Here is a 21,320-nt window from a genome sequence, read left to right on the forward strand (position 1 = left end):
CATGGCACGATTTCACAAGCTGACGGTGACGGAGGTTCACAATACCATCCGCGACGCCGTGGTGGTCACCTTCGCCCCCGAGGCGGGTAATGCAGCGGCCTTCGATTTCATCCCCGGCCAGTATCTCACTTTTCGCCGCGACTTCGACGGCGAGGAGCTGCGGCGCAGCTACTCGATCTGTGCAGGACGCGACGAGGGCAAGCTTCAGGTCGGGATCAAGCGGGTCGAGGGCGGCGCGTTTTCGAACTGGGCCAATGACGCGCTGAAGCCCGGCGATGTGATCGAAGCGATGTCCCCGATGGGCAGCTTCCACACCCCGCTCGATCCCTCCGCGCGCAAGAGCTACCTCGGCTTTGCCGGTGGCTCGGGGATCACGCCGGTGCTCTCGATCCTGAAATCGGTGCTGGAGGCGGAACCCGGCAGCGAGTTCACGCTGGTCTATGCCAATCGGGCGGTGAACACGATCATGTTCCGCGAGGAGCTGGAAGACCTCAAGAACCGCTACATGGGTCGGCTCACGGTGATCCACGTGCTCGAAAACGACGCGCAGGAGATCGAGCTGTTCACCGGCCGGGTCGATGAGGAAAAATGCGCCCGCCTCTTCGAGCACTGGATCGACGTGGGCAGCGTCGACACGGCCTTCATCTGCGGCCCCGAACCGATGATGCTGGGGATCGCCAAGAGCTTGCGCGATCACGGGCTGACCGACGCCCAGATCAAGTTCGAGCTGTTCGCCTCGGCCCAGCCGGGACGGCTGAAGCAGAAAACCTCCGCCAAGGGCGCCAGCACCGGCCCCGGCACGCAAGCCGTCATCACCCTCGACGGCGCCAGCCGCACGATCACGATGGACCGCGACACCTCGATCCTCCAGGCCGCGCTCGCGCATGACCTCGACGCGCCCTTTGCCTGCACGGCGGGGGTGTGTTCGACCTGCCGGGCCAAGGTGACCGAGGGTGAAGTGGAGATGCGCGCCAACCACGCGCTGGAGGATTACGAGGTGGAACGCGGCTACGTGCTCACCTGCCAATGCTACCCGCTCACCGACCGTGTGGCGGTGGACTACGACCAGTGAGGAGGCCGATATGAAGATCGAGGAGTATCTCGCACAAGGCGGCGTGCTGACCTCGCCCGAGAACGCCCCCCCGCGTTACCGCGCCGAGTTGCTGAGGCTCATGGCCACTTTCGTCGACAGCGAATTGGCGGCGGCGGCGGGCTTTGCCGAGATGATAAACGCCGGCCCCGGCATCCCCGAGCGGATCGCCGCGGCGCGCATCGTGATGGAAAAAACCGCGCACGCAGGAAGGGTCTTGCGGGTGATGGGCGATTTCGGTGCCAATACCGACCGTTACGTCGGTGCCCACCCCTGGGCCGACCGGTTGGAGCGTGACGCCGATATCGGCACCACCCGCCGCGCGGGCGACATGCGGCTCTCGGTGTTCAACTACCCGTTCTCTGGCTGGTCGGACTCGGTGGCGATGCACCTCTTGATGGGGCTCGCCGCGGAAGAGCAGATCGGCGAGTTCTCGCGCGTGTCCTACGGCCCGCTCGCGGAGGTGTTTCGCGAGATCGCGCCGGTGGAAGCGGCCCATACCGCCTCCGCCCGCAAGGGGATGGAGCACCTCGCGGCCGCCGGGCTGCAGGCCAGCGTCGATTACTGGTGGCCGCGCGTTGCCGCCAGCTTCGGCCACGACATCTCGAGCCGCGCAGCACTTCTGGCCGCCCTTGGTCTGCGCCACCAGACCAACGCCGAGTTGCGCGGCTGCTGGGAACGCCGCGCGGCGACCGCGCTGGAAACCCTCGGACTCACCGCCCCGCAAGGATAAGACATGACCCTACTCAAAGTGCACAGCTACGCCGCCGGAGACTGGATTGCCCCGGGCAGCGGTGCCCGGCCCATCCACAGCGCGGTGAACGGGAAATTGATCGCGGAATCCGGTGGCGCGACGCTCGACTTTGCCCGGATGCTGGATTTCGCCAGATCGAAAGGCGGCACCAGCCTGCGTGCCATGGGTTTTCACGAGCGCGCCGCGATGCTCAAGCAACTCGCGCTCTATCTCAACGAACGCCGCGAGGCGCTTTACGAGATTTCCTACGAGACCGGTGCCACGCTCGGCGACCACAAGTTCGATATCGACGGCGGCATCGGCACGCTCTTCGTGTTTTCCTCGAAGGGCCGCCGCGAGATGCCCGACGGCAATGTCTACCTCGACGGCGATCTTGAACGCTTCGGCAAGACCGGCAGCTTCATGGGTCAGCACGTGGCGGTGCCGCTGCAGGGCGTCGCGCTGCATATCAACGCCTTCAACTTCCCGGTCTGGGGGATGTTGGAAAAGCTCGCCCCGGCCCTGCTGGCCGGCGTGCCCGCCATCGTCAAGCCCGCCACCGCCACGGCTTACGTCACGGAACTTGCGGTGCGAATGATGCTGGAGAGCGGCATTCTGCCCGAGGGCGCACTGCAATTCATCGCCGGCGGCACCGGCGATTTGCTCGACCGGCTCGGCGGACAGGACGTGGTGAGTTTCACCGGCTCGGCGGCCACCGGCACCATGCTGCGCGCGACGCCCAACATCCTCGCGAACGCCGTGCGTTTCGTCGCCGAGCAGGACAGCCTGAATGCCTCGATCCTTGGCCCCGACGTGGCCCCCGGCACCCCCGCCTTCGATATCTTCATCAAGGAAGCCCACCGCGAGATGACGACAAAAGCGGGGCAGAAATGCACCGCCATCCGCCGCATCATCGTACCCGAGGCGCACCAGGAGGCGGTGATCGAGGCGCTTTCGGCCCGCCTCGCCAAGACCGTGATCGGCGACCCGCGCGAGAAAGACACCCGCATGGGCGCGCTCGTCTCGGCCGACCAGAAGGCCGACGTGCTCGCCAAGGCCGCGATCATCGGCGAGGAAGCGGAGCGGGTGTTCGGCAATCCCGATGATTTCGCCCTCAACGGCAATGTCGACCGCGGCGCCTTCCTGCCGCCGATGCTGTTTCACTGTGCCAACCCCGACACCGCCACCAAGGTGCATGAAACCGAAGCCTTCGGCCCGGTCTCGACGGTGATGCCCTACCGCGACCTCGCCCACGCCATCGCGCTCGCCAACCGCGGCGAGGGCTCGCTGGTGGCCTCGGTGGTGACCGAATCGGGCGACGTGGCCCGCGCGGTGGTGATGGATGCCGGGCCGACCCACGGCCGGCTCTACTTCAACAACCCCGCCTCGGCGGCCGAAGCCACCGGCCACGGCGCACCGATGCCGCACATGATCCACGGCGGACCGGGGCGCGCCGGCGGCGGCGAGGAACTGGGCGGCGTGCGCGGCGTTCTGCACTACATGCAACGCACCGCCGTGCAGGGCTCGCCCGACCTCATCACCGCGATCGGCAACCGCTGGGTGCCGGGGGCGGCCGAGATCGAAGGCCCGGCGCATCCTTTCACCCGCGGCTTTCACGAGTTGGAGATCGGCGAGACGATCCGAACGCCCGCGCGCGAGATCACGCTCGACGATATCGAGCACTTCGCGCATTTCACCGGCGACACCTTCTATGCCCACATGAACGAGGAAGCTGCCGCCGCCAACCCGTTCTTCCCCGGCCGGGTGGCGCATGGCTACCTGCTGCTCGCCTTCGCCGCCGGGCTCTTCGTGCAGCCCGATCCGGGGCCGGTGCTGGCCAATACCGGGCTCGACGCCTTGCGCTTCCTCAAGCCCGTGGTGCCGGGCGACAGCCTGCGTGTGCGCCTCACGGTGAAGCAGAAAACCCGCCGCACCGCCGAGTATGGCGAGGTGCGCTGGCACGTCACGCTGATGAACCAGGACGACGACATGGTGGCGGAATACGAGTTGCTCACCATGAACGCCTATTGATGAGCGCCGAAGCCGCGATATCGGCGCTGGCACAGGATGCCGAACTGCGCACGTGGTCGCTGATCGTGACGATCTTCGGCGATCTTGCCCGCGCGCCGGGGGCCGAAATACCCGGCCCCGTGCTCTCGGCGATCACCGCCCGGATCGGGATCAAGCCCGAGGCGATGCGGGTCGCGCTGCACCGGCTGCGCAAGGACGACTGGCTCGCTTCCCGCCGCGAGGGCCGGGTTTCGCACTACGGGCTGACCGACGCCGGGCGCGCCGAGTCGGAGCGGGCCACCGCGCGGATCTATGCCGCCGGGCCGCCCAACCCTTCGCGCTGGCACCTGCTCCTGGCCGGGCCGATGGACCCCGCGGCACGGCTCGAACGCGAGGGTGTGCAGGCCGCGGCGGGATACCTTTGCCTTGCGCCCGGTGCCTGGCTTGGCCCCGGCCCCGCGCCCGCCGATGCGGATGGGATGTTTGCCTTCGAGGGGGAACCCGTGCACCTGCCCGAATGGCTGCGCGACGAGATCATGCCACCCGAGCTTGCCGCCGCTTACCGCGATTTTGCCGAAACCCTCGCGGGTGCCGCCAAGGCCCTGCCTTGCGGCGAGATCGCGGCGCTCGATCGCGCCGCGCTTCGGGTTCTGGTGGTGCACGGCTGGCGTCGACTGGTGCTGCGCCACCCGGACCTGCCCGATGTCTTCTTTCCCGAAAACTGGGCCGGGCCGCGCGCCCGGGCTCAGGTGTTGCGCCTGCTCGATCGCCTCGGTCAACCCGCGATCGAAAGCATTGGCGCGGAGATCCGGTCGGCCCGGCTCGACGAGGCACCTTCGCGCTCCTGAGCCGCGGGCACCGGCATGGAGGCCCGCGCCCGAACCGGCGCGGCCTTGCGTCTTGAGCCGCCCACCCACGGAAACAGGCACAAACTTTCGCCTAAAATTCGTCAACAACTGTTCATATCGCCGCCGCGGTCCGCCTCTACCTTGGGGCGACCGAACAAGGACGGAAAGTGGATCGCGGCATGCTCAGGAATTTCATCGACGACGAAAGTGGCGCGGTTACCGTGGATTACGTAGTCTTCCTGGGCGGCGTTGCCACCATGGCCCTGACCATTGTCAGCGACATCGCACAGGCCACGATGACCATCACCGACCGCATCAACGAGCGGACGTCCTACGAAAGCATCATCGCCGAGATCGAGCAAAGCTACAGCACCGCCGGATCGGTTGAGGCCGCCGATGGTGGCGGCGGGTCGAGCGGAAATTCCGGGAGCGACGATGCCGGTTCGCAAGACAGCGACCCGGGGTCCGGCGACAGCAACGGCAACGGCAACGGCTCGGGGTCGGATGGCAAGGGCTACGGCAACCCCGGCAACGACAAGAACGTCGGCAAGGCCGGAGAAAACCCGAACGGCAAGGGGGGTTGGGGCAACGGCAAGAAGGGGCGCTCGGAGTAGTCCGTCGCCCCCGCCTCGGGCCGGTTATCGCGCCGATCCCATTGTCTGGGGAGGGCAAGATGGTGCGGTCGAGAAGACTCGAACTTCCACGGGAGTTACCCCACAGCGACCTCAACGCTGCGCGTCTACCAATTCCGCCACGACCGCACTGTCTTGGCTTGGTGGAGGGGTGTTTAGCGCCCCTCCAGCGGGAAGCCAAGAGGGAATTTGCCGAATTGACCGGGGATTTGACACCGGCCGCGGGCGGTGCAATCTGGCACCATGACCGATGCCCCGACCCTCTCCCGGCCCGAGTGGCGCATTGCCCCGGGCCTGACCGATTACGACGATGCCGTGGCCTTCATGGAGGCGCGCGCCGAAGCGATCGCGCGCGGCGAGGCGGGTGAGCTGATCTGGCTGGTCGAGCACCCGCCGCTCTACACCGCGGGCACATCGGCCAACCCCGACGACCTGATCGCCCCCGACCGATTCCCGGTCTACGCCAGCAAGCGCGGCGGGCAATACACCTACCACGGACCCGGCCAGCGCGTGGTCTACGTCATGCTCGATGTCGGCAAACGCGGCCGCGACGTGCGCGCCTTCGTGAAGACGCTTGAGGATTGGGTGATCGCCGCCCTGGCCGAATTCAACGTCAAGGGCGAGATCCGGCCCGGTCGCGTTGGCGTCTGGGTCAGCCGCCCCGAGCGCCCGCCCGGCCCCGACGGCATGCCTGCCGAGGACAAGATCGCCGCGATCGGCGTGCGGCTCAGGCGCTGGGTGAGCTTTCACGGGCTTTCGATCAACGTCGACCCGGAGTTGGAGCATTTCAGCGGAATCGTGCCCTGCGGCATCCGTCAACATGGCGTGACCTCGCTTGTCGATCTTGGCCTGCCGGTCACCATGGCCGACCTCGATCTTGCGTTGGAGCGCTGTTTTGGCGAGGTTTTCGCCCCTGCCGAGATGCAAGGCGGCTGAGCGGCGCGCAGCTTGATCACGACGATGCGACAGGACGCCGCTTGAGAATCATTCCAAAAACACCCAAGTATCGGGCAACGTCACGCAATCCTGCGCCAAGAAGATGATTAACGCCGCCGCGCGCCCAGAAACCTGCGACCAAACCCGTAGCAACTCGATGAGGACCAACATGAAGACCATTCTCTCCACCGCCGCCACCCTGCTCGCGCTGTCGGGCACCGCTGCTTTCGCCGAGGGCGACGTCGAGCAGGGCGAAAAGGATTTCGGCAAGTGCAAGGCATGTCATGCCATCGTTGCCCCCGACGGCGAGACGATCGTCAAGGGCGGCAAGACCGGCCCCAACCTCTGGGGCGTCGTCGGACGCACCGCCGGCACGCAAGAAGACTTCAAGCGTTACTCGGATGAAATCCAGCAGCTTGGCGAAGAAGGCTTCGCATGGACCGTCGAGGAGGTCGCTGCCTACACGCCCAATGCATCGGAGTTCCTCGAAGAAAAACTCGGGCTCGACAAGGTGCGCACCGCGATGACCCCGCAGCGCCTGAAAGAGCCGGCCGACGTGGCCGCCTACCTCGCCCAGTTCGGCGCCGAATAGGCAGACGCCGAAGAAAAAGCCCGGCTCCCGCCGGAACGAGCCCCGCCCGCGGTTTCCCCGGGCGGGGTTTTTTTGTGCAGATTGTCGCTGTGACAACTTGCCCCAGCCCGATTCCCCCTTTAAACAAATTCCAAAACCTGCTTGCGACCTCGGGCCGCAGGCAGCCTTAAGCAAAGGGAGACGTCCATGGCCGATGCAGCCATCCACGGGCAGGAGCACCACGACAATCGCGGGTTCTTCACCCGCTGGTTCATGTCCACCAACCACAAGGACATCGGTATCCTCTACCTGTTCACCTCGGGCTTCGTGGGCCTGATCTCGGTGGCCTTCACCGTGTTCATGCGCCTCGAGCTGATGGACCCGGGCGTGCAATACATGTGCCTCGAAGGGCTCATGGCCGATCCCTGCACCCCGAACGGGCACCTGTGGAACGTGATGATCACCTACCACGGCGTCCTGATGATGTTCTTCGTGGTCATCCCGGCGCTGTTCGGCGGTTTCGGCAACTACTTCATGCCGCTCCAGATCGGCGCGCCCGACATGGCCTTCCCGCGGATGAACAACCTGTCGTTCTGGCTCTACGTTGCCGGCACCTCGCTCGGTGTCGCCTCGCTGCTCGCGCCAGGTGGTAACGGGCAGGCCGGGTCAGGCGTAGGCTGGGTGCTCTACCCGCCGCTTTCGACCACCGAGCAGGGCTATTCGATGGACCTTGCGATCTTCGCCGTCCACGTCTCCGGCGCAAGCTCGATCCTCGGCGCGATCAACATGATCACCACCTTCCTCAACATGCGCGCACCGGGCATGACCCTGTTCAAGGTGCCGCTCTTTGCCTGGTCGATCTTCGTCACCGCCTGGCTCATCCTTCTGGCGCTGCCGGTGCTCGCCGGGGCCATCACCATGCTGCTGATGGATCGCAACTTCGGCACCACCTTCTTCGATCCTTCCGGCGGCGGCGACCCGGTGCTCTACCAGCACATCCTGTGGTTCTTCGGCCACCCGGAAGTCTATATCGTGATCCTGCCCGGCTTCGGCCTGATCAGCCACGTGTTCGCCACCTTCGCGCGCAAACCGATCTTCGGCTACCTGCCGATGGTCTGGGCGCTGATCGCCATTGGCGCGATCGGCTTCGTGGTCTGGGCGCACCACATGTACACGGTCGGCATGAGCCTCACCCAGCAGAGCTATTTCATGCTGGCCACGATGGTGATCGCGGTGCCGACCGGCATCAAGATCTTCTCGTGGATCGCGACGATGTGGGGCGGCTCGATCGAGTTCAAGACCCCGATGCTCTTCGGCTTCGGCTTCCTGATCCTGTTCACCGTCGGCGGCGTCACCGGCGTGGTGCTCAGCCAGGCGGGCGTCGACCGGCTCTATCACGATACCTACTACGTGGTCGCCCACTTCCACTACACGATGTCGATGGGGGCCGCCTTCACCATCTTCGCCGGGATCTACTTCTGGATCGGCAAGATGTCGGGCCGGCAATACCCGGAATGGGCTGGCAAGCTGCACTTCTGGATGTTCTTCATCGGCGTCAACCTGACCTTCTTCCCGCAGCACTTCCTCGGGCGTCAGGGCATGCCGCGCCGCTACATCGACTACCCGGAGGCCTTCGCCTACTGGAACAAGGTCTCGTCCTACGGCGCGCTCCTGTCGTTCGCCTCGTTCATCCTGTTCATCGGCATCGTGTTCTACACGCTTTTTGCCGGCCGTCGGGTGACCGAGAACAACTACTGGAACGAATACGCCGACACGCTGGAATGGACCCTGCCCTCCCCGCCGCCGGAGCACACCTTCGAGACGCTCCCCAAGCAGGAAGACTGGGACAAGTCGCAAGCCCACTGAGGGCTGACGGCTGAACACACCGAGAGGCCCGGGGTTTTCCCCCCGGGCCTTTTTTATGGAGCCCGCCATGCCCTATGAATGGGATAAAGCCCTGACCACCCCGCCCGCGCCCGATGCCCCCGGCCACGCCGAGGGCGCAGCCCCGATCGCGGTGCTGCATGCCTGGCCGTTCCGGTCCCTGCCCAAGCGCGGTTTCGCCTTTGTCGTCGGCATGGCTTACGTGCTTTTCCTGATCCCGATCTCGGCCTTTGTCGGCACATTGGCGGTCTGGTGGCTGCTCGTTCCGGGTCTGATCGCCATCGGTGGGCTGTGGTGGTTCATCGGCAAGAGCTACCGCGACGGAGAGATTCTCGAAGAACTGGAAATCTGGCCCGACCACCTGCACCTCACCCGCCACGGCCCGCATGGCCGTCACGCGGAATGGGAGGCCAACCCGTTCTGGGTGACGGCGCAGTTGCACAAGTCGGGTGGACCGGTGCCCGACTACATCACCCTCAAGGGCGGCGGGCGCGAGGTCGAGATCGGGTCGTTCCTGTCGGAAGACGAACGCCCGGCGCTTTTCGCAGAGATCGAACGCGCGCTGGTGCTGACAAAGTCGCGCCGCGAGGGCTAGGCGCGGCGTCAGGGCCGCGCGGCAAGTCGCGCGGCCCCGCGTTGGCCCGGTCTCAGCTCAGGCGCGCCTTGATCGCCGGGCCGACCTTGCCAAAATCCATCCGCCCGGTGAACTTGCCCTTGAGCACGGCCATGACCTTGCCCATGTCGCGAATCGAGCTGGCATCGACTTCGGCGATCGCCGCCGTGATCGCGGCCTCGGTCTCGTCCGCACTGAGCGGTTTCGGCAGGAACTCCTCGATCACCTTGATCTCGGCCAGTTCCTTCTCGGCCAATTCCAGCCGCCCGCCTTCCTCGTAGGCGCGCGCACTTTCCTGTCGCTGCTTCACCATCTTGCCGAGGATGGCAAGGATGTCGTCGTCGGAAACCTCGGTCTCTTCGCCCTCGCCCCGGAGAGCGATATCGCGATCCTTGATCGCGGCATTGATCAGCCTGAGCGTGGAGAGGCGCGCGGCGTCCTTCTCCTTCATCGCGGTCTTGAGAGCCTCGTTGAGGCGGCTGCGCATGTCCATCGGTCTCTGGCCCCGGGTGTTGCGGTTGCAAAGCCCTGCTCTTACCTGCTCAGAACAGGCAAGACAAGCCGCGCCGATTGCACCCCCGGTGCTTGACCCCGCTCGCGCCCGCCCGTAGGAAAGCAACGATTTGGCCAGAGGGGAACCGCCATGCCTGCTGCCGCGCCCACATCCCGGACCCGCAAACCCACCGCCTGCCTCGCGCTTGCCGATGGCACGATCTTCTACGGCGCAGGCTTCGGTGCCACCGGCGACACCACCGCCGAGCTGTGTTTCAACACCGCGATGACCGGCTACCAGGAAATCATGACCGATCCGTCCTATGCCGGCCAGGTCGTCACCTTCACCTTCCCCCATATCGGCAACGTCGGGGTGAACCCGGAGGACGACGAGGCGGCCGATCCCGTGGCCTCGGGCATGGTTGTGAAGTGGGACCCGACCGAACCCTCGAACTGGCGCGCCGCCGAGCGGCTCACCGACTGGCTTGGCAAACGCGGCCGGATCGGCATCGGCGGCGTCGACACCCGCCGCCTCACCCGGGCGATCCGCCAGCAGGGCAGCCCGCATGTCGCGCTGGCGCATGACCCGGAGGGCAATTTCGATATCGAGGCCCTGGTCGCCAAGGCGCGCGCCTTTCCCGGCCTCGTCGGGCTCGATCTCGCGAAGGACGTCACCTGCCGCCAGTCCTACCGCTGGGACGAGATGCGCTGGGCTTGGCCGGATGGCTTTACGAAGCAGCAAAACCCCATCCACAAGGTCGTCGCGATCGACTACGGCGCCAAGCGCAACATCCTGCGCTCGCTGGCCTCGTCGGGCTGCGACGTAACGGTTCTGCCCGCCACCGCAACCGCCGAAGAGGTCAAGGCACTCGGGCCCGACGGGATCTTCCTGTCCAACGGCCCCGGCGATCCCGCGGCCACGGGCGAATACGCGGTGCCGATGATCCGCGAGATCCTCGACAGCACCGATCTGCCAGTGTTCGGCATCTGCCTTGGCCACCAGATGCTGGCGCTGGCGCTGGGTGCCAAGACCGTGAAGATGAACCACGGCCACCATGGGGCCAACCACCCGGTGAAGGACAAAACCACCGGCAAGGTCGAGATCACCTCGATGAACCACGGCTTCACCGTCGACAGCCAATCTCTGCCCGACGGTGTGACGGAAACCCACGTCTCGCTGTTCGACGGCTCCAACTGTGGCATCGCGATGAAAGACCGCCCGGTGTTCTCGGTGCAATACCACCCCGAGGCCAGCCCGGGGCCAATGGACAGCTATTACCTGTTCGAGCGTTTCGCCGAAGCGATGGCGGCGCGCAAGTAGCGCCATTTCGCCGGGCTTTGGTAAGTATCCGTTAACCTGCCGTTAACCCGGCGCGCGCATCCTGCCGGCAGCATCAGCTCAGGCAGGGCCATGACCGTCGCGCTCAAACAGGTTTCGCTTCCCCGCTTCCTCACCGTGTCAGGTGCGGGGGGTGCCGCGCGCGGGGTGCGCCCGGCATCGGCGCAGGGCGATGGCGTGATCGCTTTCCCCGCCCCGGCGCGCGCGACCTACAGCATCTTTCGCGCCCCCCCGCCCCGTCTCGTTGCCCCGCGCGGGAACCTGCACCTGCTCCCCGGCCACGCCAGCGTGCCGGACCAAGCCCTTCCCCGGCGGCGTCTTCTCGGGCAAGTGCTGCTCGAACGCGGTGCGCTCAGCCCTGAAGACCTCGCCCGCGCGCTCGCCCTGCAGGCGCGCGAGGACGCCCGATTCGGCGATATCCTTCTGGCTCAGGGCATGGTCTCTCCCGGGGCGCTGTTTGACGCCCTGGCCGAGCAATACGGAACCGTCGTCGCCGATCTGCGCCGCGAACCGCCCGACCCACGGCTGATTGACGCGCTGGGTGCCGATTTCTGCATCCGCAACGGAATCGTTCCGTGGAAACGCGCCGGCGGGGCCACCGTGATCATCTGTTCGCGCCCCGATGAATTCGCCCGCCTCGCCCCGACCCTGCCCGGAACCTTCGGCCGGGTGCGGCTTGCGGTGGCACCCGAGGAGGACATCCAGACCGCCCTCGTGGCCGCACGCCACCGCGCCCTCACCGGGCGCGCCGAAACCCGCGTGGCAGAACACGAAAGCTGCCGCACCTGGAGGAGCGGCCCGATCTGGCGCTATGCCGCCGCCCTGCTCGCAACTCTCACCGCGGTGTTCCTCGTCTCGCCACTCTCGGGCTTTGCCCTGCTGGTGGCCTGGGCGGTATCGACGCTCGTCGCCAACACCGGGCTCAAGCTCGCCGCCGCGATCCACCATCTGCGGCACCGCGGCCGGGTGGACCGCGCCCCGTCGCAGATCCCCGGCGGCCCCGGATTCCTGCGCCTGCCGATCGTCTCGATCATGGTGCCGCTGTTCAAGGAGCGCGAGATCGCCGGGCGGCTGGTGAAGCGCCTCGCCGCGATCGACTATCCGCGCGAGCTGCTCGATATCTGCCTCGTGGTCGAGGAGGACGATACCACCACGCAAGACACCCTGGCGCAGTCCGATCTGCCGCGCTGGATGCGCCAGATCACCGTGCCGCGCGGTGCCGTGCGCACCAAGCCGCGCGCCCTCAACTTCGCGCTCGATTTCTGCCGCGGCTCGGTCATCGGGGTCTACGACGCAGAGGATGCGCCGGAGCCGGGACAGATCCACAAGGTCGTCCGCCGCTTCGCCGAGCGCGGCCCGTCGGTGGCCTGCCTGCAAGGCGTGCTGGATTTCTACAACCCTCGTGCCAACTGGCTCGCCCGCGCTTTCACGGTGGAATATGCCACCTGGTTCCGCATCGTTCTGCCGGGGCTGGAGCGGATGGGCTTTGCCGTGCCGCTCGGCGGCACCACCCTGTTCTTTCGCCGCACAGCGCTGGAAGAGCTTGGCGGCTGGGATGCGCACAACGTCACCGAAGATGCCGATCTCGGCATCCGCCTCGCCCGCCACGGCTACAGCACCGAGTTGATCGACACGGTGACGCGCGAGGAGGCCAACTGCCGGCCCTGGCCCTGGATCAAGCAACGATCGCGCTGGATCAAGGGTTACGCGATGACATGGGCGGTCCACATGCGCCGCCCGCGCAAACTGCTGGCGGAGGTGGGGCTGCGCAAGTTCATCGGTGTGCAGCTTCTGTTTCTGGGCTCGCTCAGCCAATTCCTGCTCGCCCCGGTGCTGTGGAGCTTCTGGGCCTTGCCGCTGGGCTTGCCGCATCCGCTGGTCGACGTGATGCCCGCCCCGATGTTCTGGGTGCTGGCCGGGGTCTTCGCCTTTTCCGAGATCCTCACCATCGCCGTCGGCGTGCTCGCGGTCTCCGGACCCGACCATCGCTACCTGATGAAATGGGTCCCGACGCTGCACGTCTACTGGCCGCTCGCCTCGCTGGCGGCGATGAAGGCGATGATCGAACTGGTCACCAAGCCATTTTACTGGGACAAGACCCAGCATGGCCAGTACCACGGCGAGGGCGAGGTCTGGCGTGTCAGGCGCGGGTTTCCGTTCCGGTCGAATCGAGCCTGAGCCGGGTTTCAAAGGCGCGGCTGATATGGATGCGCAGCGCCTCGTCAGCACCATCGCCGTCGCGGGTTTCGATCGCGCGCACGATCGCGTCGTGCTCATCGATCGCGGTTTGCGAGCGCCCTTCCACCGCGAGCGAGGTGGTGGCGAGCAAGGCCATCGTGCGGTGCACGAGATCGAGCTGCTGGACGAGGTAGCGGTTGTGGCTGGCGAGGTGGATCTGCTTGTGAAACCGCCGGTTGGCGCGGGCAAGCGCGCCGGGATCGTTCACCAGCGCGCGGTCGTCCTCGACCATCTCGCGCAGTACACGCACCTCCTCGGGCGCGGCATGTTGTGCCGCCAGCCGCGCCGCCAGCCCTTCCAACTCGGCGCGCACGGCATAAAGCTCGGCAAGCTGGTTGTGATCGAGCGATGCGACCACCAGCGAGCGCCCGTCGCGGCTGAGCAGGCTTTGCGTCTCAAGCCGTTGCAATGCCTCGCGGATCGGAGTGCGCGACACGCCAAACCTGTCCGCCAGGTCGCTTTCCACCATCCGGTCGCCGGGCTTGTAGAGGCCCGCGTCAATCGCATCGAGGATCAGGGAATAAGCGTCCTTGTGGGCGGATTTCGCGTCGGTCACGTATGCCTCCGTATACAATTGCACCGAATATGCACGCCCCGGCACAATGTTCAAGTGGCGGCCATTTTCGGTATGCAATCTTTCCAGGCCCGGTCACGAAACATTGCCCCAACCGCCACCGCCGGGGGTGCGGATCTCGAACGCCCCGCCCGCAGGCAAGCTCACCTCGGCATTGCCAGCGAGCACCACGCGCTGTCCATCCGGCCATTCGGCGATGTTCTCGCCCAGCGCCCCCGGCGCGCCTCCTGCCCCGCCGAACGGTGGCACCACGCGCGACAGCGAAAGCGTGGTGACGGTGACGGGTTCGAGAAAGCGCAGCCGGCGCACCATGCCGTCGCCACCGCGAAACCGCCCCGCCCCACCCGAGCCGCGGCGGATCGACATCTCTTCCAGCCGCACCGGGAAGCGCTTCTCAAGCACTTCCGGGTCGGTCATCCGGGTGTTGGTCATATGGCTCTGCACCGCGTCGGCCCCCGCAAAGCCCGGCCCCGCGCCACTGCCGCCGCCGATGGTTTCGTAATTCTGGAAGGCATCGTTGCCCCAGATGAAGTTGTTCATTGTGCCCTGGCTCGCGGCCATCGCCCCGAGCGCGCCCATCAGCGCGTTGCACAGGGCCTGGCTCACCTCGGTATTGCCCGCGATCACCGCGGCGGGCGGTGCCGGGTTGAGCATCGAGCCGTCCGGCACGATGATCTCGATAGGTTTCAGGCAGCCCTCGTTGAGCGGGATCTCCTTTCCCACCAATGTTCGAAAAACATAAAGAACGACCGCTCTTGAGATCGAAAGCGGCGCATTATAGTTGCCTTCGTGCTGTTCTGACGTTCCGGTGAAATCGACTGTCGCCCGCCGCGCGGCCCGATCCACCCGCACCGAAACGCGGATTTCCGCGCCATGGTCGAGCGGCAGGTGGAACGCGCCGTCCGACAGCCGGTCGATCACCCGGCGCACGCTTTCCTCGGCATTGTCCTGCACATGGCCCATGTAGGCGCGCACCACGTCGCGCCCGTAGCGCGCCACCACGCCCAGCAATTCGCGCCGCCCGGTCTCGTTCGCCGCCACCTGTGCCTTCAGATCGGCGATGTTCTGGTCGGGCTGGCGCGCGGGCCAGCGCCCCGAGGCAAGCACCGCGCGCGCCTCATCTTCAAGGAAGCGGCCCTGATCGACAAGCTGGACGTTGTCGATCAGCACGCCCTCCTCCTCGATCCGCTTCGAGTCCGGCGGACCGGACCCCGGCGTGCGCCCGCCGATATCGGCGTGATGCCCGCGCGAGCCGAGCCAGAAGGCGATCTCGTCCTCAACAAAAACCGGCGTCACCACGGTCACATCCGGCAGGTGCGTGCCGCCGTTGTAGGGCGAGTTGAGCATATAGGCGTCGCCCGGTTTCACCTTGCCCTCGGTCTCGCGCATCACCGTGCGGATGCTCTCGGCCATCGAGCCCAGATGCACCGGCACATGCGGCGCATTGGCCACGAGATCGCCCCGTGCATCGAAAATCGCGCAGGAAAAATCGAGCCTTTCCTTGATGTTGACGCTCCACGACGTGTTGGCCAGAGTCGCGCCCATCTGGTCGGCCACCGACATGAAGAGGTTGTTGAACACCTCGAGCAAGACCGGGTCGGCCTCGGTGCCCGCCGCCTGCGCGCGGTCGATCGGTGCCGCGCGTTCCATCACGAGATTGCCGCGTGCATCCACCCGCGCGCGCCAGCCCGGGTCCACCACGTTGGTGCCGGTGGCCTCCGAGACGATCGCCGGGCCCGTCACCTGCGCGCCCGCGCCCAACCGCGCCCGGTCGTAGAGCGGCACCTCGCACCAGCCGCCGAACCAGGCGCGCACATGCGCCACCGCTGCGCCATCGCCCTCGGGGGCCTGTCCTTCGGCGTCGGCACCGGTCGCGCCCACGGCCTCCACCGCCAGCATCTCGAACACCACGCGCCGCTCGGGCGAGGCGAAGCCGAAGCGCGCCCGGTGCGCGTCCTCGAAGTCTTGCCGCATCGCCTCGACAGATCCGAATTCCACGTCGAGCGGCTGGTGCGAGCCCTCGTAGCGCAGGAAGACCCGTCGCACGAGCCGCACCGAACTCACCCCCTGCGCGCGCACCTCCGCCTCGGCCTCTGCCGCCAGCGCGTCGAGCCGCGCACCTGCGGCAGGTGCATCGGACAGCGGCGCGTCGAACTGCGCCTCGCGCAAGGCGCGGATATCGGCAAGTCCCATGCCATAGGCCGAGAGCACGCCCGCATGCGGGTGCAGAAACACCCGCTCCATCCCCAGCGCATCGGCCACCCGGGCCGCATGCTGCCCGCCGGCGCCACCGAAACATTGCAGGGTGTAGCCGGTCACGTCATGGCCGCGCTCGACGCTGATCTTCTTGATCGCGGCAGCCATGTTGTCGACGGCGATGCGCAGGAACCCTTCCGCCACCGCCTCGGGCGCCATCTCGGGCTGTCCCGTGGCCGTGGCGATCTCGCGTGCCATTGCCGCGAAACCGGCACGCACCGCCTCCGCGTCGAGCGGCGCATCTGCCCCGGGGCCGAAAACCGCCGGGAAGTGCTCCGGCTGGAGCCGCCCCAACATCACGTTGCAATCGGTCACCGTGAGCGGGCCACCATTGCGGTAGGACGCAGGCCCCGGATCGGCCCCGGCGCTCTCGGGGCCGACCTGGAAACGGCCATCGCGGAAGCTCAGGATCGACCCGCCCCCGGCGGCGATGGTGTGAATATCCATCATCGGCGCGCGCATCCGCACGCCCGCCACCTCGGTCTCGAAACTGCGCTCAAAGGCCCCGGCGTAATGGCTCACATCCGTCGAGGTGCCGCCCATGTCGAAACCGATCAGCCGGTCGAACCCGGCCGCCTCGGCGGTGCGCACCATGCCGACGATCCCGCCCGCAGGCCCCGACAGGATCGCGTCCTTGCCCTGAAAACGATGCGCATCGGTCAGCCCGCCGTTCGACTGCATGAAATAGAGCCCCTGCGTGGCCCGCCCGAGATCGAGCGCCGCCTCCACCCGGGCAACGTAGCGGCGCAGGATCGGCGAGAGATAGGCATCGACCACCGTGGTATCGCCCCGGCTCACCAGCTTGGCCAGCCGGGAAACCTCGTGGCTGGTGCTCACCTGCGAGAACCCCGCCGCCCGCGCAAGCTCCGCCGCGCGGATCTCGTGGGCCGGGTTCACATGGCCGTGCAGAAAGGCGATCGCCACCGCGTCGATGCCCTCCGCCCGGGCCGCCTCCAGCGCACGCCCGAGCGCCGCCTCGTCGAGCCGGGCAAGCAAGCCGCCCTCGGCGTCGAGCCGCTCATCCGCCTCCACCGCCGCTTCATAAAGCAGGTCAGGGCGCCGGATCGCGAGATCGAACAGCCGCGGCCGGGCCTGGTAGCCGATGCGCAGGAGATCACCGAAGCCCTTTGTGATCACAAGAAGCGTGCGCTCGCCCTTGCGTTCGAGGAGCGCGTTGGTGGCCACCGTGGTGCCCATCTTCACCGCCCGGATCGCACCATCGGGGATCGGCACACCGGGCGCCAGCCGCAGGCAGCGGCGAATGCCCTCGACGGCGGCATCGGCATAATGCGCGGGGTTCTCCGACAGAAGCTTCAGTGTCTCGATCGCCCCGTCGGGCCGCCGCGCCACCACGTCGGTGAAGGTGCCGCCCCGGTCGATCCAGAATTCCCACTGCCCGGCCATGCCTGCCTCCGCTCCCGTGAACCGCCTAGCTTCGACAGCGCACAGGCGGTGTCAAGCCGGCGCCTGCCCCGCGGCGGGCGCTCAAAGCCGGTCGCGCAAGGAGAACCAGACCATCGCCAGCACCAGCAGCGGCGTGCGCAGCGCCACGCCGCCGGGGAACTTGTGCGTGGGCACCCGCGCCATCAGGTCAAACCGCCCGGCCTGGCCGATGATCGCCTCCGCCGCGAGCTTGCCACCCAGCGTCGCCATCGCCACGCCATGGCCGGAATAGCCCCCGGCGGTGAGGATATTGCCGGCGATGCGCTCGAAATGCGGCATCCGGTTCACCGTGATCCCCAGCGTGCCACCCCAGGCATGGTCGATCCGCGCGGCGGCGAGCTGCGGGAAGATCTCCAGCATCGGCTTTCGTGCCTTGGCGGCGATATCGGCGGGAAAGCGGTAGCCATAACTCTCGCCGCCGCCGAACAGCATCCGGCGATCCTGCGACAGGCGGAAATAGTTGATCACGAACTTCGAATCCGCAACCGCCTCGTTGCCGGGGATCAGGCTTTGCACCATGGTATCGTCGAGCGGTTCGGTCGCGAGGATGAAATTGTTGATCGGCATCACCTTCGCGGCGATCCGCCGGTCGATGTGGCCAAGATAACCGTTGGCGGCCCAGAGCAGGTGGCGCGCGGTGATCTTCGCGCCGTTCGCCCCAAGGCGCACCGGATCGGTCTCCGCCACCCAGTCTACCCGGGAATTCTCGAAAATTCGCGCGCCCGCGTCGCGCGCCGCGCGCGCCAGCCCAAGCGCGTAGTTGAGCGGGTGCAGGTGCCCGCCGCCGCTGTCGATCACCCCGCCGAAATAGGTCTCCGAGCCCACCTTCTCGCGGATCTCGTCCCGGTCCAGCGGGCGAATGAGATCATAGCCATAATCGCGCGCGAGCTTTTCGGCATAATCGTGCGAGTGGCGCACGAAGCGGGCCTTGTGATCGGCATGGATCAGCCCCGGCACATAGCCCGCCTCGGGGGCGTGCTTTTCGGCCAGTCCGACGGTGAGATCGACGCTCTCGACCGCCAGATCCCACAGATCACGCGCCATCTCGCGCCCCACCATCCGCTCCAGCCCGTCCTGGTCGACGCGCTGGCCCGGATGCACCTGCCCGCCGTTGCGGCCCGAGGCGCCAAAGCCGACCCGGTGCGCCTCAAGCACCACCACGTCGAGCCCGGCCTCGGCCAGATGCAGCGCCGCCGAAAGCCCCGTGTAGCCGCCCCCGATCACCGCCACGTCGCAGGTGATCTCGCCCTCGGCACGCGGGAAAGGCTCAAGCGCCTTCGCCGTCGCCGCATAATAGGACGACGGGTATTCGCCCGGTCGATCATTGGCGGTGAGAATGTCGAGCCGCGCCATCTTGCCCCTTTTTCTTGGCAAAAATACTCCGGGGGGTGTGGGGGGCAGCGCCCCCCACCCTTGTCTCTTGGCCCGATCCTCAAGCGGATCGGGCGCGGGGGCAGCGCCCCCCACCCTTGTCTCTTTGCCCGATCCGCCAGCGGACCGGGCGCGCCCCGGGCGTTACCCGGCGGTCTTCAGCAGACCCGCCGCCTTGACGTTGGCATAACCCTCGTCGAGCGATTTCACCGCGCGTTCAAACAGATCGTCGATGTCGGATTTCGTCATCACCAGCGGCGGCGACACCACCATCCGGTCGCCGACGTGGCGCATGATCAGGTTGTTGGCGAAGCAGCGCTCGCGCACCATGTAGCCCACCGTGCCCGGCGACGCCTCGAAGGGCTTGCGCACCGACTTGTCGGCGGTCAGCGCCAGCGAGGCCATCATCCCGACGATCTTGGTCTCACCCACGAAGGGGTGATCGGCGAGTTGATGCCATTTCTCGGCGAGGTAGGGCGCGGCCTCGTCGCGGACGTGATCGACAATGTTTTCCTCCTCCATGATGCGCAGGTTCTCGAGCGCCACGGCCGCGGCCACAGGGTGGCCGGAATAGGTGTAGCCGTGGGTGAATTCCTCGCGCCCGATCACGTCGGCCACCTTGTCCGACACCAGCGACCCACCGATCGGCGCGTAGCCCGACGAGAGCCCCTTGGCGATGGTCATGATGTCGGGCTTGAGATCGTAGGTCTGGCTGCCGAACCAGTTCGCCGTGCGGCCAAACCCGGTGATCACCTCGTCGACAATGAGCAGGATATCGCGTTCGGCGCAGATCCGGCTGACTTCGGGCCAGTAGCTGTCGGGCGGCACGATCACCCCGCCCGCGCCCTGGATCGGTTCGGCGATGAAGGCGGCAACGCGGTCTTCGCCCAACTCGTCGATCTTCGCTTCCAGCTCGCGGGCGCGGGCGATGCCGAAGTCCTCGGGGCTCATCTCGCCGCCTTCGAGGTACCAGTTCGGCTGGTTGATGTGCACCACGTCGGGGATCGGCAAGCCGCCTTGGGCGTGCATCCCCTGCATGCCGCCAAGCGAGGCCGAGCCCACCGAGGTGCCGTGATAGGCGTTCTTGCGGCTGATGATGACCTTCTTCCCGGGCTTGCCCAGCAAGTCCCAGTAGCGCCGCACGAGGCGGATGTTGGTGTCGTTCGCCTCGGAGCCGCCGGAGGCGAAGAAGACGTGGTTGAGATCGCCCGGTGCCAGTTCGGCGAGCTTGTCGGCCAGCGCGATCGCGGGCACATGCGTCGACATGAAGAAAGTGTTGTAATAGGGCAGCTCCTTCATCTGCCGGTAGGCCGCCTCGGCCAGTTCGTCCCGCCCGTAGCCGATGTTCACACACCACAGCCCCGCCATCGCGTCGAGGATCTCGTTGCCCTCGCTGTCGGTCAGCCGCACGCCGGTGGCGCGGGTGATCACCCGAACCCCTTTTTCGGCAAGCTCGTGGTTGGCGGTGAAAGGGTGCATGTGGTGGGCCGCGTCGAGCGCCTGAAGCTCGGCGGTCGGCATGTGATTCGTGATCTTGTTCATCGGGGACTCCTTGGGGCGCAATCGCGCTTCACAATATGATCAAAAGTTGGGCTGTCAACGCAAGGACCGGGCATTTGATCAATCTCCGTTCGGGCCGAGGCCGCGCTCGACCTGGGCGATTCCCTGCTCGATATCTTCCCGGATCGCCTGCGCCACGCCCTCGGCATCCCGCGCGCGCATCGCGGCCAGCGCCTCCTGGTGCTTGTCGGGGAGGTTGGCGGTGCCGTGACGGCCGAGCATGATCCGAAGTGACGGCCCCGAGCGCAGCCAGAGCATCTCGGAAATCGCCAGCAAAACCTCCGCGCCCGAGAGCACATAAAGCTCGGCGTGAAAGCGGTGGTTGTTTTCAAGGTAGCCGCGCACATCGCCGCGCTCGATCGCGCGATCAACCGCGTGATCCAGCGCCGCGAGCTGCAAGACATGCTCATCGCTCATGTTTTCAACGGCCCGGCGCGCGAGTTCCGGCTCCACCGCGAGCCGGGCAAAGGCAAGCTCGCCGTATTCCTGCAGGCTCATCTGCGGCACCTGAACGCGCCGGTTGTCCTTGAACACCAGCGCGCCTTGGCTGGTGAGGCGGCGGATCGCCTCGCGCACCGGCGTCATCCCGAGGCCGAGCGCCTCCACCAGCCCCTGGATCGTGACCGGCTGGCCCGGCGCGAGTTCGCCGTAGAGCACCATCCGGCGCAGGCCCCGGTGGGCGCGTTCGTGGTCGGGCAGTTTCGCAGTTGTTTCCCGCACTGGTCCCGCC

At 66.8% G+C, this 21,320-nt stretch carries 17 protein-coding genes and 1 tRNA gene; 11 read left to right on the plus strand and 7 right to left on the minus strand.

Translation table 11 applies throughout. The features are described 5' to 3' along the window. The first annotated feature begins 1 nt into the window (after position 1). The 5 genes from paaE (at position 2) to B9Y97_RS02455 (ending at position 5,295) form a co-directional block, all read left to right on the plus strand. Positions 2-1,072 carry a 1,2-phenylacetyl-CoA epoxidase subunit PaaE gene (gene paaE / locus B9Y97_RS02435; protein ID WP_085525264.1) on the plus strand — a complete coding sequence of 357 codons (1,071 nt, stop codon included), beginning with the start codon at positions 2-4 and terminating at the stop codon, positions 1,070-1,072. A gap of 10 nt (positions 1,073-1,082) precedes the next feature. Then, complete coding sequence (locus B9Y97_RS02440) at positions 1,083-1,823, plus strand: Phenylacetic acid catabolic protein (RefSeq protein ID WP_085525265.1); 741 nt, start codon at positions 1,083-1,085, stop codon at positions 1,821-1,823. 3 nt (positions 1,824-1,826) lie between these two features. Further along, positions 1,827-3,854 carry a phenylacetic acid degradation bifunctional protein PaaZ gene (paaZ, locus tag B9Y97_RS02445; protein WP_085525266.1) on the plus strand — a complete coding sequence of 676 codons (2,028 nt, stop codon included), beginning with the start codon at positions 1,827-1,829 and terminating at the stop codon, positions 3,852-3,854. Further along, entirely contained in the window at positions 3,854-4,681 is an 828-nt protein-coding gene (locus B9Y97_RS02450; protein ID WP_085525267.1) for a PaaX family transcriptional regulator C-terminal domain-containing protein, read from the plus strand. The genes paaZ and B9Y97_RS02450 overlap by 1 nt, the downstream gene beginning before the upstream one ends. 179 nt (positions 4,682-4,860) lie before the next feature. Then, positions 4,861-5,295 (plus strand): Flp family type IVb pilin, encoded by a 435-nt coding sequence (locus B9Y97_RS02455; RefSeq protein ID WP_139828206.1) that lies wholly within the window; start codon positions 4,861-4,863, stop codon positions 5,293-5,295. 60 nt (positions 5,296-5,355) lie between these two features. Here the strand turns inward: B9Y97_RS02455 and B9Y97_RS02460 are convergent. After that, positions 5,356-5,442: transfer RNA gene (locus tag B9Y97_RS02460), tRNA-Leu, on the minus strand. Positions 5,443-5,556: 114 nt separating this feature from the next. Between B9Y97_RS02460 and lipB the strand changes: the two genes are divergently transcribed. From lipB to B9Y97_RS02480, 4 genes are all read left to right on the plus strand, one after another. Then, complete coding sequence (gene lipB, locus B9Y97_RS02465; protein WP_085525269.1) at positions 5,557-6,249, plus strand: lipoyl(octanoyl) transferase LipB; 693 nt, start codon at positions 5,557-5,559, stop codon at positions 6,247-6,249. Positions 6,250-6,418: 169 nt separating this feature from the next. Then, on the plus strand, positions 6,419-6,841 hold the full coding sequence (locus tag B9Y97_RS02470; protein WP_085525270.1) for a c-type cytochrome: 423 nt from the start codon (positions 6,419-6,421) through the stop codon (positions 6,839-6,841). Between the two features lie 186 nt (positions 6,842-7,027). After that, positions 7,028-8,686, plus strand: coding sequence for a cytochrome c oxidase subunit I (locus tag B9Y97_RS02475; protein WP_085525271.1), 1,659 nt, complete (start codon positions 7,028-7,030; stop codon positions 8,684-8,686). 67 nt (positions 8,687-8,753) lie between these two features. Further along, on the plus strand, positions 8,754-9,299 hold the full coding sequence (locus B9Y97_RS02480; protein ID WP_085528058.1) for a DUF2244 domain-containing protein: 546 nt from the start codon (positions 8,754-8,756) through the stop codon (positions 9,297-9,299). A gap of 52 nt (positions 9,300-9,351) precedes the next feature. On the opposite strand, the gene B9Y97_RS02485 is transcribed toward B9Y97_RS02480, so the two are convergent. Continuing rightward, on the minus strand, positions 9,352-9,810 hold the full coding sequence (locus B9Y97_RS02485; protein ID WP_085525272.1) for a GatB/YqeY domain-containing protein: 459 nt from the start codon (positions 9,808-9,810) through the stop codon (positions 9,352-9,354). A gap of 150 nt (positions 9,811-9,960) precedes the next feature. Here B9Y97_RS02485 and carA point away from each other — a divergent pair, with 150 nt between their 5' ends. Then, a complete protein-coding gene (gene carA / locus B9Y97_RS02490) occupies positions 9,961-11,130 on the plus strand; it encodes a glutamine-hydrolyzing carbamoyl-phosphate synthase small subunit (RefSeq protein WP_085525273.1) in 1,170 nt (389 codons plus the stop codon). Between the two features lie 90 nt (positions 11,131-11,220). Then, on the plus strand, positions 11,221-13,326 hold the full coding sequence (locus B9Y97_RS02495) for a glycosyltransferase (protein WP_085525274.1): 2,106 nt from the start codon (positions 11,221-11,223) through the stop codon (positions 13,324-13,326). Here B9Y97_RS02495 and B9Y97_RS02500 read toward each other — a convergent pair. The 5 genes from B9Y97_RS02500 to B9Y97_RS02520 all read right to left on the minus strand — a co-directional run bounded on the left by B9Y97_RS02500 (position 13,289) and on the right by B9Y97_RS02520 (position 21,310). Continuing rightward, on the minus strand, positions 13,289-13,942 hold the full coding sequence (locus tag B9Y97_RS02500) for a GntR family transcriptional regulator (RefSeq protein WP_085528059.1): 654 nt from the start codon (positions 13,940-13,942) through the stop codon (positions 13,289-13,291). The genes B9Y97_RS02495 and B9Y97_RS02500 overlap by 38 nt on opposite strands. 93 nt (positions 13,943-14,035) lie before the next feature. Next, positions 14,036-17,620 (minus strand): hydantoinase B/oxoprolinase family protein, encoded by a 3,585-nt coding sequence (locus B9Y97_RS02505; RefSeq protein ID WP_085525275.1) that lies wholly within the window; start codon positions 17,618-17,620, stop codon positions 14,036-14,038. An 81-nt stretch (positions 17,621-17,701) separates the two neighbouring features. Next, a complete protein-coding gene (locus B9Y97_RS02510; RefSeq protein WP_085525276.1) occupies positions 17,702-19,012 on the minus strand; it encodes an NAD(P)/FAD-dependent oxidoreductase in 1,311 nt (436 codons plus the stop codon). Positions 19,013-19,174: 162 nt separating this feature from the next. Further along, positions 19,175-20,572 (minus strand): aspartate aminotransferase family protein, encoded by a 1,398-nt coding sequence (locus tag B9Y97_RS02515; protein ID WP_085525277.1) that lies wholly within the window; start codon positions 20,570-20,572, stop codon positions 19,175-19,177. Positions 20,573-20,650: 78 nt separating this feature from the next. Beyond that, entirely contained in the window at positions 20,651-21,310 is a 660-nt protein-coding gene (locus tag B9Y97_RS02520; RefSeq protein ID WP_139828207.1) for a GntR family transcriptional regulator, read from the minus strand. Positions 21,311-21,320: the final 10 nt, after the last annotated feature.

This window comes from Maritimibacter sp. HL-12 (assembly GCF_900177545.1).
Lineage (GTDB): Bacteria > Pseudomonadota > Alphaproteobacteria > Rhodobacterales > Rhodobacteraceae > Sinisalibacter.

Coding starts and splice junctions, on each gene's coding strand:
- paaE (WP_085525264.1), top strand. CDS start 2: ATGGCACGATTTCACAAGCTGACGGTGACGGAGGTTCACAATACCATC.
- B9Y97_RS02440 (WP_085525265.1), top strand. CDS start 1,083: ATGAAGATCGAGGAGTATCTCGCACAAGGCGGCGTGCTGACCTCGCCC.
- paaZ (WP_085525266.1), top strand. CDS start 1,827: ATGACCCTACTCAAAGTGCACAGCTACGCCGCCGGAGACTGGATTGCC.
- B9Y97_RS02450 (WP_085525267.1), top strand. CDS start 3,854: ATGAGCGCCGAAGCCGCGATATCGGCGCTGGCACAGGATGCCGAACTG.
- B9Y97_RS02455 (WP_139828206.1), top strand. CDS start 4,861: ATGCTCAGGAATTTCATCGACGACGAAAGTGGCGCGGTTACCGTGGAT.
- lipB (WP_085525269.1), top strand. CDS start 5,557: ATGACCGATGCCCCGACCCTCTCCCGGCCCGAGTGGCGCATTGCCCCG.
- B9Y97_RS02470 (WP_085525270.1), top strand. CDS start 6,419: ATGAAGACCATTCTCTCCACCGCCGCCACCCTGCTCGCGCTGTCGGGC.
- B9Y97_RS02475 (WP_085525271.1), top strand. CDS start 7,028: ATGGCCGATGCAGCCATCCACGGGCAGGAGCACCACGACAATCGCGGG.
- B9Y97_RS02480 (WP_085528058.1), top strand. CDS start 8,754: ATGCCCTATGAATGGGATAAAGCCCTGACCACCCCGCCCGCGCCCGAT.
- B9Y97_RS02485 (WP_085525272.1), bottom strand. CDS start 9,810: ATGGACATGCGCAGCCGCCTCAACGAGGCTCTCAAGACCGCGATGAAG.
- carA (WP_085525273.1), top strand. CDS start 9,961: ATGCCTGCTGCCGCGCCCACATCCCGGACCCGCAAACCCACCGCCTGC.
- B9Y97_RS02495 (WP_085525274.1), top strand. CDS start 11,221: ATGACCGTCGCGCTCAAACAGGTTTCGCTTCCCCGCTTCCTCACCGTG.
- B9Y97_RS02505 (WP_085525275.1), bottom strand. CDS start 17,620: ATGGCCGGGCAGTGGGAATTCTGGATCGACCGGGGCGGCACCTTCACC.
- B9Y97_RS02510 (WP_085525276.1), bottom strand. CDS start 19,012: ATGGCGCGGCTCGACATTCTCACCGCCAATGATCGACCGGGCGAATAC.
- B9Y97_RS02515 (WP_085525277.1), bottom strand. CDS start 20,572: ATGAACAAGATCACGAATCACATGCCGACCGCCGAGCTTCAGGCGCTC.